Origin of the sequence: Pseudomonas soli (assembly GCF_900110655.1) — a bacterium.
In the GTDB taxonomy this organism is placed as follows: domain Bacteria; phylum Pseudomonadota; class Gammaproteobacteria; order Pseudomonadales; family Pseudomonadaceae; genus Aquipseudomonas; species Aquipseudomonas soli.
The window spans coordinates 15,020-29,004 of the sequence record NZ_FOEQ01000012.1; the positions used below are offsets into that span (position 1 = coordinate 15,020).

At 62.5% G+C, this 13,985-nt stretch carries 11 protein-coding genes, 2 tRNA genes and 1 pseudogene; 10 read left to right on the plus strand and 4 right to left on the minus strand.

The window, feature by feature from the left end:
• Positions 1 to 385 precede the first annotated feature (385 nt).
• Positions 386 to 901: pseudogene (locus tag BMY03_RS27060) on the plus strand (methyl-accepting chemotaxis protein); the annotation flags it as partial.
• A 143-nt stretch (positions 902 to 1,044) separates the two neighbouring features.
• Here the strand turns inward: BMY03_RS27060 and BMY03_RS21255 are convergent.
• From BMY03_RS21255 to BMY03_RS21270, 4 genes are all read right to left on the minus strand, one after another.
• Complete coding sequence (locus BMY03_RS21255) at positions 1,045 to 2,610, minus strand: ABC transporter permease (RefSeq protein ID WP_038706889.1); 1,566 nt, start codon at positions 2,608 to 2,610, stop codon at positions 1,045 to 1,047.
• Positions 2,610 to 3,623: an extracellular solute-binding protein gene (locus BMY03_RS21260; protein WP_094012215.1), complete on the minus strand. Its 1,014-nt coding sequence runs from the start codon at positions 3,621 to 3,623 to the stop codon at positions 2,610 to 2,612. Before BMY03_RS21260 ends, BMY03_RS21255 begins: the two co-directional genes overlap by 1 nt.
• Positions 3,624 to 3,791: 168 nt before the next feature.
• Positions 3,792 to 3,878: transfer RNA gene (locus BMY03_RS21265), tRNA-Leu, on the minus strand.
• A gap of 88 nt (positions 3,879 to 3,966) precedes the next feature.
• Positions 3,967 to 4,053 (minus strand) — tRNA-Leu (locus BMY03_RS21270).
• Positions 4,054 to 4,151: 98 nt separating this feature from the next.
• Here BMY03_RS21270 and BMY03_RS26435 point away from each other — a divergent pair.
• From BMY03_RS26435 to BMY03_RS21310, 9 genes are all read left to right on the plus strand, one after another.
• Complete coding sequence (locus BMY03_RS26435; protein WP_023629372.1) at positions 4,152 to 4,325, plus strand: hypothetical protein; 174 nt, start codon at positions 4,152 to 4,154, stop codon at positions 4,323 to 4,325.
• Positions 4,325 to 6,898 (plus strand): ribonuclease R, encoded by a 2,574-nt coding sequence (gene rnr / locus BMY03_RS21275; protein ID WP_094012216.1) that lies wholly within the window; start codon positions 4,325 to 4,327, stop codon positions 6,896 to 6,898. The genes BMY03_RS26435 and rnr overlap by 1 nt, the downstream gene beginning before the upstream one ends.
• Positions 6,895 to 7,641: a 23S rRNA (guanosine(2251)-2'-O)-methyltransferase RlmB gene (gene rlmB, locus BMY03_RS21280; protein ID WP_023629371.1), complete on the plus strand. Its 747-nt coding sequence runs from the start codon at positions 6,895 to 6,897 to the stop codon at positions 7,639 to 7,641. The genes rnr and rlmB overlap by 4 nt, the downstream gene beginning before the upstream one ends.
• A gap of 255 nt (positions 7,642 to 7,896) precedes the next feature.
• Complete coding sequence (gene rpsF, locus BMY03_RS21285; protein WP_023629370.1) at positions 7,897 to 8,322, plus strand: 30S ribosomal protein S6; 426 nt, start codon at positions 7,897 to 7,899, stop codon at positions 8,320 to 8,322.
• 28 nt (positions 8,323 to 8,350) lie between these two features.
• Positions 8,351 to 8,581, plus strand: a complete 231-nt coding sequence (rpsR, locus tag BMY03_RS21290) for a 30S ribosomal protein S18 (protein WP_003249563.1) — start codon at positions 8,351 to 8,353, stop codon at positions 8,579 to 8,581.
• 34 nt (positions 8,582 to 8,615) lie between these two features.
• Positions 8,616 to 9,482: a hypothetical protein gene (locus tag BMY03_RS21295; protein WP_023629369.1), complete on the plus strand. Its 867-nt coding sequence runs from the start codon at positions 8,616 to 8,618 to the stop codon at positions 9,480 to 9,482.
• 20 nt (positions 9,483 to 9,502) lie between these two features.
• Positions 9,503 to 9,949: a 50S ribosomal protein L9 gene (gene rplI, locus BMY03_RS21300; RefSeq protein ID WP_011535934.1), complete on the plus strand. Its 447-nt coding sequence runs from the start codon at positions 9,503 to 9,505 to the stop codon at positions 9,947 to 9,949.
• Between the two features lie 112 nt (positions 9,950 to 10,061).
• Complete coding sequence (dnaB, locus tag BMY03_RS21305; RefSeq protein ID WP_023629368.1) at positions 10,062 to 11,459, plus strand: replicative DNA helicase; 1,398 nt, start codon at positions 10,062 to 10,064, stop codon at positions 11,457 to 11,459.
• Positions 11,460 to 11,677: 218 nt separating this feature from the next.
• Positions 11,678 to 13,975 (plus strand): YgiQ family radical SAM protein, encoded by a 2,298-nt coding sequence (locus tag BMY03_RS21310; RefSeq protein WP_094012217.1) that lies wholly within the window; start codon positions 11,678 to 11,680, stop codon positions 13,973 to 13,975.
• Positions 13,976 to 13,985 lie beyond the last annotated feature (10 nt).

Consider the following 13,985-nt stretch of genomic DNA (forward strand, 5'->3'; position numbering starts at 1 on the left):
TGACGAGATCGGTGACATGGCTTCGGCGGTCAATCGCTTCGTCGACAAGCTGCAGCCCATCGTCCGCGAAGCCGGCGAAGTGGCGCAGCGTACTGGCGTGGAGATCGACAGCATGGCCCAGCGCAACGCCGGTGCCGATGCCGCTGCCGCGTTGCAGCGCGACGAAGTGGCTGCCAGCCTGCGCGACCTGTCGAGTATGGCTGACGAGGCCCAGGCCGAGAGCCATGCCATGCAGGCGGCATTGCAGCAGGTGGTGGACATTCGCCAGGCGACCGACGAGAACAGTCGTGCTTCGACGCAGCTGGCGCGGTTGATCGAGAACCTGGCCGGCGAAGTGCAGACTGGCTCCCAGGTGATCGAGCGGCTGGCCAAGCAGAGCGAGCAGATCGAGGTGGTACTGACTGTGATCCATGGCATTGCCGAGCAGACCAACCTGTTGGCGCTCAACGCCGCCATCGAAGCGGCGCGGGCTGGAGAAACCGGGCGCGGTTTCGCCGTGGTGGCCGATGAGGTGCGTGCCTTGGCGAGCAAGACACAGAGCTCGACCGGGGATATCCAATCGCATATCGCTGCGCTGCAGCAAGGCGCCAAGGAGGCGGTGGCGACCATCAGTCAGGCCGGGCGCCAGGCCAGTGAAGGCTTGCTGGTGTTACGCGACAATGAGCGGCGCCAGCAGTCGGTGCAGGCTGCGGTCGAGCAGGTGCATGCGGCGATCGGCCTGGCCACGCGAGCGGCCGAGCAGCAGGCCAGCGGCGCGCAAGCCGTGCGTGGGCGAGTCGAAACCATCCATGCCCAGGCCGAGCGTTCGGCCGAGGTGGTAATGCAGACCACCGCCAGCAGCAAGGTACTGGATGACCTGGCGGCGCAGTTGCGGGCCAGTCTGGGGCAGTTCAGGGCCTGAGGAAAGGTGGGGGGCTGATCGCCGGCAAGCCGGCTCCCACATTTACAGTGCGGCTTGAGAGCGACGCGGTAGGGGTGGGAGCCGGCTTGTCGTGGCGACGAACCGCGGCAAAAGGGGCGCAACGCGCCCCCAAGAGGAGGTTGTCACGCCTTGTTCAGGTACATCCTGGTAGTCAGCAGATACACCGGCAGCCCCGACACCACGATCAACAACGCCGCATAAGGCGCCGCCGCCGCGAACTCGACGTTGGCGGTATGCGCCCACACCTCGGTGGCCAAGGTGGTCATCCCGGTCGGGCTGAGCAGCAGGGTCGCGGTCAGTTCCTTCATCGCATCCAGGAACACCAGGGCGAACGCTGCTGCCATCGCCGGGAAGATGATCGGCAAGGTAACCCGGCAGAAGGCTGCGAAGCTGCTGGCGCCCAAGGTGCGCGCCGCCTCTTCCAGGGTTGGCGAGGCCTTGTTCAGTGCGGTGCGCACCGGCGACTGCGCCAACGGCAGGAACAGCAAGGCATAGGCCAGGATCAGCAGCGCCGTAGTCTGGTACAGCGCCGGCACATAGTGCAGGGCGAAGAACACCAGGGTCAGTGCAATGACCAGACCGGGCAGGGCGTGCAGCAGATAGGGCAACCGCTCGGCCCAGATCGCCAGGCGCCCCTTGTAGCGAACCACCAGGAAGCTGATTGGCAGTGCCAGCAGCACGCAGAAGCCAGCGCCACCCAATGACACCGACAGCGAGGTGCCCAGGGCCTTACCGATGGCCGCGACCGGGAAGGCCGCCGATGAGCCCACGCTCAGCCAGTAGCCGAGCATGGCCAGTGGAATGCCACTGCCCAGCACCGCCAGCGCTAGGCAGAACAGCTGCCCCAGTGGCATCCAGCCGCGCAGTCGCAAGGGTTGGGCGCGGCGCGCCACGCCCTGGCCAATGCGCACATGACGCGCCTTGCCACGCACCCGCAGTTCCAGCCACAGCATCGCCAGGCACAGCACCAGCAGCACCGCCGAGAGCATCGCGGCGTTGGCGTTGCTGAATTCCAGTTCGAACTGCTGGTAGATCGCCGTGGTAAAGGTCTGCAGGCCAAGGATCGACAGGGCGCCGAACTCCACCAGCATGTGCAGGGCAATCAGCAGCCCGCCGCCGAGCATCGACGGCCACAGCAACGGCAGGGTGATCTTGCGGAACACGCCCCAGCGGCTGCAGCCCAGCGTGCGCGCCGACTCCTCCAGCGCGGTATCCAGGTTGCGCAGGGTGGCGGCCACCGGCAGGAACACCAGCGGGTACTTCGACAGTGCCATCACCAGGATCGCCCCGCCCAGCCCTTCGAAGTCCGAACTCAGCGACACCCAGGTGAAGCTGCTGACGAACGATGGCACGGCAAACGGCAGGCATAGCACCACGCCCCACAGGCGTCGGCCAGGCAGGTCGCTGCGCTCCAGCAGCCAGGCCAGGGCCACGCCCACCACCAGGCACAGCGCGGTGACGCCGACCATCAGCAGCAGGGTGTTGCGCAGCAAGCCCCACACGAACGGACGCCATAGCAGGCGCAGGGCTTCATGCCAGCCGGCATCCCAGGCCTTGAGCCCGACGTACAGCAATGGCAGCAGGCTCATGGCCACCAGGAACAGCACGGGCAGCACCACCCAGATGGACGGGCGCTTGCGCTTGGGGACGAAGCGCGCCAAGGCGGGCGAGGGCAGGGCGGCAGTCATCAGAGCAGGCCAACCTCACGTTCCAGCTCGATGGCTTCCTCGGCATTGCCAAGGTCGGCCGGCGAGATCTTCGGCGGGCGCAGCTCATCGAACGGCTTCAGGCCACGGTCAGAGACCATGCCTTTATGCAGCGGGTATTCGGCGGTGGTCTGGGTGATCACGCGCTGGCCTTCTTCGCTGGCCATCCAGTTGAGCAGGGCCTGTGCTTCTTTCGGATGCTTGCTGGCCTTGACCGCAGCGGCGCCGGAGATGGTCACCAGGTTGCCGGCGTCGCCGTCGGCCAGGTAGTACAGCTTGGAGTCGAGCTTGCCGCGCTCGCGCTCCAGGGCGTACCAGTAGTAGTTGTTCACCAGCACGGCGGCGACTTCGCCCTTCTCCACGGCCTTCAGTGCGACCATGTTGTTGGTGTAGGTCTTGCCGAAGGCTTTCAGGCCGGTCAGCCATTCTTCGGTGGCTTCGCGCCCGTGCATCTTGAGGATGGCCACCGCCTGTTCCTGGAAGGCGCCGCTGGTGGGCACGTAGCCGACACGGCCGTCCCATTCGGGGCCGGCGAAATCCATCACCGTGGTCGGCAGGTCTTTCTCATCGATCTTCTTCGGGTTGTAGACCACCACGCGGGTGCGCGCGGTAACGCCCATCCAAGTGCCGTTGGCGCCCACGTATTCCTTGGGCAGCATGTTCAGGGTGGCGTCGTCGATCTTCGCCAGTAGGCCCAGTTCGCCCAGGTTGTTCAGCGGTGGCGACTCTTCGGTATAGATGATGTCGGCCGGCGAGCGTTCGCCTTCCTCGATGATCTGGCTGGCCAACTGGTTGCTGCTGCCCTTGCGAATATTGATATGAATGCCGGTCTTGGCCTCGTAGGCCTTGGCGATGGCTTCACCGATTTCCTTGTGCTGGCCGTTGTACATCGTCAACGTGACCGGTTCGTCTGCCAGGGCGGCCGGAGCGCCGATCACCAGGCTCAGAACTGCGGCGGCCAGGGAGCGCATCAGCGGTTGCGGGCGGATCGTCATGCGGGTATTTCCTCGCTTACGGCTACATATTTGGAAACAATGGTAAACGAAATTGTTTCTCAAATGGGCGCATGTCGGGAAATTCATGGGTAGACGAAGGAGGGGCTGCCCGGCGACATGAAATCGCAGGCAAGAAAAAACCCACTAGCAAGCTAGTGGGTTTTTGAATGGTGCCCAGGAGAAGACTCGAACTTCCACGACCGTTAAGTCACTGATACCTGAAACCAGCGCGTCTACCAATTCCGCCACCTGGGCAAAGCTTTGCATTGTCTGCTGAAGGCGACTTTCGTCTGCTTTCACACAGTAGTAACAGATCCTTGGTCATCTGTTACTTGAAAATTTTTGGTGCCCAGGAGAAGACTCGAACTTCCACGACCGTTAAGTCACTGATACCTGAAACCAGCGCGTCTACCAATTCCGCCACCTGGGCACACATTCGAGATTAAAAGATGCTTTACAGCGTCGTTCATCTCTACTACAACTCCGGGGTTGTCCGTCGTTGTGGTGCGCACTATACGGACGCTCCTGATGGCTGTAAAGCCCCTGATCGAAAAAAAATTCAAAAAATTCAACCCGTTGATTCCACGCGCCTATTTCCGTTCGGCGGATACCGCGTCGGGGCTGTCCAAGGCTGACATTTCCGGTTTCAATACGTCTATGCCAGAATTCATATCTATATACCCCAAGGTGAACCCCTTCTGATGGCCGATTGGCAATCCCTCGATCCCGAGGCCGCTCGCGAAGCGGAAAAATACGACAACCCTATCCCCAGCCGTGAGCTGATCCTGCAGCGCCTCGCCGACCGTGGCGAGCCGGCTGCCCGCGAACAGCTGGCCGAAGAGTTCGGTCTTTACGAAGAAGACCAGATCGAAGCCCTGCGCCGCCGCCTGCGTGCCATGGAGCGCGACGGTCAGCTTATCTATACCCGGCGCGGCACCTATGCCCCGGTGGACAAGCTCGACCTTATTTGTGGCCGTGTCTCCGGGCACCGTGACGGCTTCGGCTTCCTCATCCCCGACGATGGTAGCGAGGACCTGTTCCTCAGCCCGGCACAGATGCGTCTGGTGTTCGATGGCGACCGCGGCCTGGCCCGGGTCTCCGGTGTAGACCGCCGTGGCCGTCGCGAAGGCGTGCTGGTAGAGATCATCTCCCGCGCCCATGAAAGCGTGGTTGGTCGCTACTTCGAAGAAGGCGGCATCGGCTACGTAACCCCTGACAATCCGAAAATCCAGCAGGAAGTCCTGGTCACTGCCGGACGCAACGGCGGCGCCAAGATCGGCCAGTTCGTGTCGATCAAGATCACTCACTGGCCAACCCCACGCTTCCAGCCGCAGGGTGATGTGGTCGAGGTGATCGGCAACTACATGGCTCCGGGCATGGAAATCGACATCGCCCTGCGCAGCTATGACATCCCGCATGTCTGGCCACAGGAAGTGATCAAGGAAGCGCGCAAGTTCCGCTCCGAAGTCGAGGAAAAAGATAAAGAGAAGCGCATCGACCTGCGTCATCTGCCTTTCGTCACCATCGACGGCGAAGACGCTCGCGACTTCGACGATGCGGTGTATTGCGAACCGTTGGGCAAGCTGCGCATGTTCTCCGGCGGCTGGCGCCTGTACGTGGCGATCGCCGACGTTTCCAGCTACGTGCGCCTGGGCTCGGCGCTGGATACCGAAGCGCAGCAACGGGGTAACTCGGTGTACTTCCCCGAGCGCGTCGTGCCGATGCTGCCCGAAGAACTGTCCAACGGCCTGTGCTCGCTGAACCCGCACGTCGATCGCCTGGCCATGGTCTGCGAAATGACCATCAACAAGGCCGGCCAGATGGTCGACTACCAGTTCTACGAGGGTGTGATCCACTCCCACGCGCGCCTGACCTACAACAAGGTCAGCAGCATGCTCGAGCATTCCCGCACCCGCGAAGGCAAGGCACTGCGCGAGGAGTACAGTGCGGTGTTGCCGGACCTGAAGAGCCTTTATGCCCTGTACAAGGTGCTCCTGGCGGCCCGTCACACCCGCGGTGCAATCGACTTCGAGACCCAGGAAACCCGGATCATCTTCGGTGAAGATCGCAAGATCGACGAAATCCGTCCGACCGTGCGCAACGACGCCCACAAGCTGATCGAGGAATGCATGCTGGCGGCCAACGTTGCGACGGCCGAGTTCCTGCAGAAACACAACGTGCCTGCGCTGTACCGCGTGCACGATGGTCCACCGCCCGAGCGTCTGGAAAAGTTGCGCGCATTCCTCGGTGAGCTGGGCCTGAGTCTGCACAAAGGCAAGGACCCTTCGCCTAAGGACTACCAGGCACTGCTGGCGAGCATCGCCGGGCGCCCGGACTTCCACCTGATCCAGACCGTCATGCTGCGCTCGCTGAGCCAGGCGGTGTACAGCGTCGAGAACAACGGCCACTTCGGCCTGAACTACGAGGCCTACACCCACTTCACCTCGCCGATCCGTCGTTACCCGGACCTGCTGGTGCACCGCGCCATCCGCAGCGTGATCCGCTCCAAGGTGGACACCCCGCACGTCAAGCGTGCCGGTGCCATGAGTATTCCCAAGGCGCGCATCTACCCGTACGACGAGAACAGTCTCGAGCAGATGGGCGAGCAGTGCTCGATGACCGAGCGCCGCGCCGACGAAGCTACCCGCGACGTGGTCAACTGGCTCAAGTGCGAGTACATGCGTGATCGCGTCGGCGAGACCTTCCCTGGCGTGATCACCGCGGTGACCGGCTTTGGCCTGTTCATCGAACTGACCGACATCTATGTCGAAGGCCTGGTGCATGTTAGCGCCCTGCCGGGTGACTACTACCACTTCGATCCTGTGCATCACCGCCTGTCCGGTGAGCGTAGCGGCCGCAGCTTCCGCCTGGGCGACACGGTCGAGGTTAAGGTCATGCGTGTCGACCTCGAGCAGCGCAAGATCGACTTCGAAATGTCGGAGAAGACCGTCACTGCACCGGTCGGCCGCAAGCCACGCGCTGCCGCGCAACCGGTGGCCGAGCAGGCGCCTGCCGTCGAAGCGAAGATTTCGCCCAAGCCGCGCAGCCGCAAGAGCGAGGCCTCCGAGGCGTACTTCCCGAAAGACGCGGTGCAGCGCAATGCCGAGGTGCGCAAGAGTCGTGAAATGAAGAAGGCGCTGATGGGCGAGGCGCGTGCCAGCGGCCATGCCGGCGGCAAGTCGGAAAAAGGTGGCAAGTCATCCGGCAAGCCGACCAAGCATCGCAAGGGGCCGCCCAAGTCCGGCGCGCCACGCAAGGGCAAGAACAAGTCATGAGTCAGCTGGAAAAGATCTACGGCGTGCATGCCGTGCAGGCACTGCTGCAACACCACCCCAAGCGGGTAAAGCAGATCTGGCTGTCCGAAGGGCGCAGTGAGCCACGCATCCAGGCTCTGCTGGAGCTGGCTGCGCAGAATCGCGTTCAGATCGGCCAGGCCGAGCGCCGTGAGCTCGACGCCTGGGTCGAAGGTGTGCACCAGGGGGTGGTTGCCGAGGTGAGCCCGAGCCAGGTGTGGGGCGAGGCGATGCTCGACGAACTGCTCGAGCGCACCGAGACGCCGCCCTTGATCCTGGTGCTCGATGGCGTCACCGACCCGCATAACCTCGGCGCCTGCCTGCGCACCGCCGATGCGGCCGGGGCGACCGCCGTGGTGATCCCCAAGGACAAGTCCGCGACCCTGACCGGCGTGGTGCGCAAGGTGGCCTGCGGCGCCGCCGAGGTGATGCCACTGGTGGCCGTGACCAACCTGGCACGTACCCTGGAGAAACTCCAGCAGCGCGGACTGTGGGTGGTCGGAACCGCTGGCGAGGCCGAACAGGAAATCTACCAGCAGGACCTGACCGGTCCGCTGGTGATGATCATGGGGGCCGAAGGCAAGGGCATGCGCCGCCTGACCCGTGAACACTGTGATTTCCTGGTGAAGTTGCCGATGGGTGGCAGCGTCAGCAGCCTGAACGTTTCGGTGGCCACCGGGGTGTGCCTGTTCGAGGCAGTGAGGCAGCGTCAGGCCAAGCGCTGATCTGACCGTGTGCGGGAGCGGCGCACCGCCGCTCCCTCGTTGTTTCTCAGGCTTGCGGCCTGTTGGGCGAATATGTTTCCGGCTGTTCAAATATTCGCCAACCTCCTTGCTTGTCCTTCCCGGCTTCTCTACAATTGCGCCCCTTGCCGAGCTGGCAGGCGCGCATGTGCCTTCTCTCTAGGGCAAGACATACAGTGTCATTCACTCCTTGTCTGACCAGGTTGCTGGCAGACTACTAACCCGTAAGGAGCATTCATGCGTCATTACGAAATCATCTTCCTGGTTCACCCGGACCAGAGCGAGCAAGTCGGCGGCATGGTTGAGCGTTACACCAAGCTGATCGAAGAAGATGGTGGCAAGATCCACCGCCTGGAAGACTGGGGCCGTCGTCAACTGGCCTACGCAATCAACAATGTTCACAAGGCTCACTACGTGATGCTGAACGTTGAGTGCTCCGGCAAGGCCCTGGCCGAGCTGGAAGACAACTTCCGCTACAACGATGCCGTGATCCGTAACCTGGTCATCCGTCGCGACGAAGCCGTCACCGGCCCGTCCGAGATGCTCAAGGCAGAAGAGAACCGCAGCGAGCGCCGTGAGCGTCGCGAACGTCCTGAGCATGCTGATGGCGCCGAAGGCGACGACAGCAATGACAGCGACAACAGCGATAACGCTGACGAGTAATCCACGGACCTTTTGAGGAGCCTATTACATGGCACGTTTCTTCCGTCGTCGTAAATTCTGCCGCTTCACTGCTGAAGACGTGAAAGAGATCGACTTCAAAGATCTCAACACCCTGAAAGCTTACGTATCCGAAACCGGCAAGATCGTTCCAAGCCGCATCACCGGTACCAAAGCTCGTTATCAGCGTCAGCTGGCCACCGCTATCAAGCGCGCCCGCTTCCTGGCCCTGCTGCCCTACACCGACAGCCACGGCCGCTGAGACCGGGTCGTCGACTAAGTAGCAAGGGATAGGCATGCGAGCGTTGGCAAGTTTCATCATGCGCGGTCGTGTGCAGGCCACCCTCGTGGTGGTCATCAGCGCGGTACTGCCGCTGCTGTTCTGGTTGAGTGCCGCCGCTGGGAGCCTGGTTCTCCTGCGGCGCGGGTTCAAGGACGCTTCATCGGTCATCGCCTGGGGCCTTCTGCCAGCGTTGATCATGGGGTTCTTCGGCGAACCGAGCACCTTGCTGGTGCTGCTGGGAACGCTGGGTCTGGCCGCCTTGTTGCGCGCTGGGCATTCGTGGACTCGGGTACTGCTGTCCAGTGTCGCGTTAGGCTTGCTATACAGCCTGATCCTGGATGCGGTGATGCGCGAGACCTTCGAGGTGCTGGCCAAGGCGCTTGAAAAAGCCCTGCCGCAGTTCGAGGGCCAACCGGTACTACCTGGTGAGCTGATCGGCCCTTTGCTGGTCGCTTCCAGTGCGGTAATGCTGCAGCTGTTCAGCCTGCTGGCTTTGATGCTGGCGCGGTATTGGCAGGCTGCGTTGTACAACCCCGGTGGTTTCGGGCGCGAGTTTCGCGAGCTGAGGCTGCCGCTGGTACCGATGCTGGTGCTGGTGTCATTGATGGTGTTGGGCCCGTTCATCGGGTCGCAGTTCATCGTCCTGGCCAGTGCGTCCAGTCTGGTGCTGCTGCTCGCTGGCATCGCCCTCATTCATGGGTTGGTGGCACAAGGGCGACTAGCTGGTTTCTGGCTGGTGGGGATGTACGTGACGCTGCCGCTGCTCATGCAGCTGATGTATCCGTTGCTCGTGGTTCTGGCCATTGTCGACAGCCTGATTGATTTTCGCGGTCGCAAGTCCCCTTCACAGGGTGACGACTCCGCGAACGGTGAAGGTTAAAAGTTAAGAGGTTTTACCAAATGGAACTGATCCTGCTGGAAAAAGTCGCCAACCTGGGCAACCTGGGCGACAAAGTAAACGTTAAGGCTGGTTACGGCCGTAACTTCCTGCTGCCATTCGGCAAGGCCACCGTTGCCAACGCCGCCAACCTGGCTGCGTTCGAAGAGCGCCGCGCCGAGCTGGAAAAAGCCGCAGCAGACAAGAAAGCTTCGGCTGAAAGCCGCGCTGCCCAACTGGCCGAGCTGGAAGTGACCATCACTGCCACCGCTGGCGACGAAGGCAAGCTGTTCGGTTCGATCGGCACCCACGACATCGCTGACGCCCTGACCGCCTCCGGCGTTGAAGTGGCCAAGGCTGAAGTTCGCCTGCCGAACGGCACTATCCGTCAGGTTGGCGAATACGACGTAGCCGTGCACCTGCACAGCGACGTTGAAGCTACCGTACGTGTGGTTGTCGTAGCTGCCTAAGCTGCCTTAATCGACTGGCCCCTCGTGGGTCAGGCGGTTAACATCGGGCACGGTCCTGTTTTGCGCAGGCCGTGCCCTTTGTCTTTTTCATCTTGCAGAATTTTTCGTGGCCATGAACGAGATCACCACCCCCGAACAACTCGACCTGCAAACCGCTGCCCTGAAGGTGCCGCCGCATTCCATCGAGGCCGAACAGGCCGTGCTCGGTGGCCTGATGCTGGACAACAACGCCTGGGAGCGAGTGCTGGACCAGGTGTCGGACGGCGATTTCTACCGGCATGACCATCGCCTGATCTTCCGCGCCATCCACAAGCTGGTGGACGCGAACCAGCCGTTCGACGTGGTCACCTTGCACGAACAGTTGGACAAGGAAGGTGTGTCCACCCAGGTGGGCGGCTTGGCGTATCTGGCCGAGCTGGCCAAGAACACCCCGTCGGTGGCCAACATCAAGGCCTACGCCGCGATCATCCGTGAGCGGGCCACGCTGCGACAGCTGATCAGCATCAGCACCGACATCGCCGACAACGCCTTCAACCCCCAGGGCCGTAACGCCGAAGAGATCCTCGATGACGCCGAACGGCAGATCTTCCAGATCGCCGAGGCGCGGCCGAAGACCGGTGGGCCGGTGGGGGTCAACGAACTGTTGACCATGGCCATCGATCGCATCGACACACTGTTCAACTCCGACAGCGATATCACGGGCGTGTCCACTGGCTTCACCGACCTGGATGAAAAAACCAGCGGCTTGCAGGCGGCAGACCTGATCATCGTCGCGGGCCGGCCGTCGATGGGCAAGACCACCTTCGCCATGAACCTGGTGGAAAACGCCGTGTTGCGCAGCGATAAGGTGGTGCTGGTGTTCTCCCTGGAGATGCCCGGTGAATCGCTGATCATGCGTATGCTGTCGTCGCTCGGGCGCATTGACCAGACCAAGGTGCGTTCCGGCCAACTGGACGACGACGACTGGCCGCGGCTGACTTCGGCGGTGAACCTGTTGAACGACCGCAAACTGTTCATCGATGACACTGCCGGCATCAGCCCCTCGGAAATGCGTGCGCGTACCCGCCGCTTGGCGCGAGAGCATGGCGAGATTGCCATGATCATGGTCGATTACCTGCAGCTGATGCAGATCCCGGGTTCGGCCGGTGACAACCGAACCAACGAGATTTCCGAGATCTCCCGCTCGCTCAAGGCGCTGGCCAAGGAATTCAACTGCCCGGTAATCGCCCTGTCACAGCTCAACCGCTCCCTCGAGCAGCGTCCCAACAAGCGCCCGGTCAACTCCGACTTGCGTGAATCGGGTGCGATCGAGCAGGACGCCGACGTGATCATGTTCGTTTACCGCGACGAGGTGTATCACCCGGAAACCGAACACAAGGGCGTGGCCGAGATCATCATCGGCAAGCAGCGTAACGGCCCCATCGGCTTCGTGCGCCTGGCGTTCATCGGCAAGTACACCCGTTTCGAGAATCTCGCGCCGGGCATGTATAACTTCGACGACGACGAATAAAACCATCGGGCTGGGCTGGCCCCTGTGGGAGCGGATCGTGGGAGCGGGCTTACCCGCGATGGCGATGGTGAATTCCCCGATGTCAACGCGAGGCAAGCTCGCTCCCACAGTGATATTTGTTGGCACGCTTGAATCCGACCACCACCGTCGGATTTGGTCAAAATTTGTGCTATATTTCGCGCCCGCGATTTCCCTGCACTTTAAAACCGGTCACTGACATGCAAGCAGCCAAACCACTCTACGACTATCCCAAGTACTGGGCCGAATGCTTCGGGCCAGCGCCGTTCCTGCCGATGAGCAGGGAGGAGATGGATCAGCTCGGCTGGGATTCCTGCGACATCATCATCGTGACCGGTGACGCCTACGTCGACCACGCGTCGTTCGGCATGGCCATCATCGGTCGACTGCTCGAGGCCCAGGGCTTCCGGGTGGGCATCATCGCCCAGCCGAATTGGCAGTCGAAAGACGACTTCATGAAGCTCGGCGAGCCGAACCTGTTCTTCGGGGTCGCGGCGGGCAACATGGACTCGATGATCAACCGCTACACCGCGGACAAGAAAATTCGTTCCGACGACGCCTATACGCCTGGCGGCCTTGCCGGCAAGCGCCCGGACCGCGCCAGCCTGGTGTACAGCCAGCGCTGCAAGGAAGCCTACAAGCATGTGCCGATCGTGCTTGGTGGCATCGAGGCTTCGCTGCGCCGCATCGCCCACTACGACTACTGGCAGGATAAGGTCCGCCATTCGATCCTGGTCGACGCCAGCGCCGACATCCTGCTGTACGGCAACGCCGAACGAGCGATCGTCGAGGTTGCCCAGCGCCTGTCCCAGGGTGAAAGCATCGAGCACATCACCGATGTGCGCGGCACCGCGTTCATTCGTCGCGACACCCCGCAGGGCTGGTTCGAGATCGACTCCACCCGTATCGACCGCCCGGGCCGCGTCGACAAGATCATCAACCCGTACGTGAACACCCAGGACACCCAGGCCTGTGCCATCGAGCAGGCCAAGGGCGACCAGGAAGACCCGAACGAAGCCAAGGTGGTGCAGATCCTCGATAGCCCGAGCGTCACCCGCGAGAAGTCGGTGATCCGCCTGCCGTCGTTCGAGAAGGTGCGCAACGACCCGGTGCTCTACGCCCATGCCAACCGCGTGCTGCACATGGAGACCAACCCGGGCAACGCCCGCGCCCTGGTGCAGAAGCATGGCGACGTGGATGTGTGGTTCAACCCGCCACCCATTCCCATGACCACCGAGGAAATGGACTACGTGTTCGGCATGCCCTATGCGCGCATCCCGCACCCGGCGTATGGCAAGGAGCGCATCCCGGCGTACGAGATGATTCGCTTCTCGGTTAACATCATGCGTGGCTGCTTCGGTGGCTGCACCTTCTGCTCGATCACCGAGCACGAAGGCCGGATCATCCAGAACCGCTCCCACGAGTCGATCCTGCACGAGATCGAGGAGATGCGCGACAAGGTGCCGGGCTTCACCGGCGTGGTCTCCGACCTCGGCGGCCCGACCGCCAACATGTACCGCATCGCCTGCAAGAGCCATGAAATCGAGAAGCACTGCCGCAAGCCGTCGTGCGTGTTCCCGGGCATCTGCGAGAACCTCAACACCGACCACAGCTCGCTGATCGAGCTGTACCGCAAGGCTCGTGCCCTGCCGGGGGTGAAGAAGATCCTGATCGCCTCGGGCCTGCGCTACGACCTGGCGGTGGAGTCGCCGGAGTACGTGCGTGAGCTGGTTACCCACCACGTCGGCGGTTACCTGAAGATTGCCCCGGAGCACACCGAGCGTGGTCCGCTGGACAAGATGATGAAGCCGGGCATCGGCACCTACGACCGCTTCAAGCGCATGTTCGAGAAGTTCTCGAAAGAGGCGGGCAAGGAGCAGTACCTGATCCCGTACTTCATCGCTGCCCACCCGGGCACCACCGACGAAGACATGATGAACCTGGCCCTGTGGCTCAAGGGCAACGGCTTCCGTGCCGACCAGGTGCAGGCGTTCTATCCGTCGCCGATGGCTTCGGCCACGGCCATGTACCACTCGGGCAAGAACCCGCTGCGCAAGGTCACCTACAAGAGCGAAGGGGTGGAGATCGTCAAGAGCGAGGAGCAGCGCCGCTTGCACAAGGCGTTCCTGCGCTATCACGATCCGAAGGGCTGGCCGATGCTGCGCGAAGCGCTGCAGCGCATGGGCCGCGCCGACCTGATCGGACCGGGCAAGCACCAGCTGATCCCGCTGCACCAGCCGGCGACCGACACTTACCAGAGTGCGCGGCGCAAGAACTCGACCCCGGCCGGGAGCCACAAGGTGGGCAAGGACCAGAAGATCCTCACCCAGCACACCGGCCTGCCGCCGCGCGCCAGCGATGGCAGCAAGCCGTGGGACAAGCGCGAGAAGGCCAAGGCCGAGGCGTTCGCCCGCAACCAGCAGGCGGCCAAGGAACGCAAGGAAGCGGCCAAGGGTGGCAAGGGCAAGAAGCCGCGCCAGCCGGTGATTCCGCGCTGATCATCAAAGG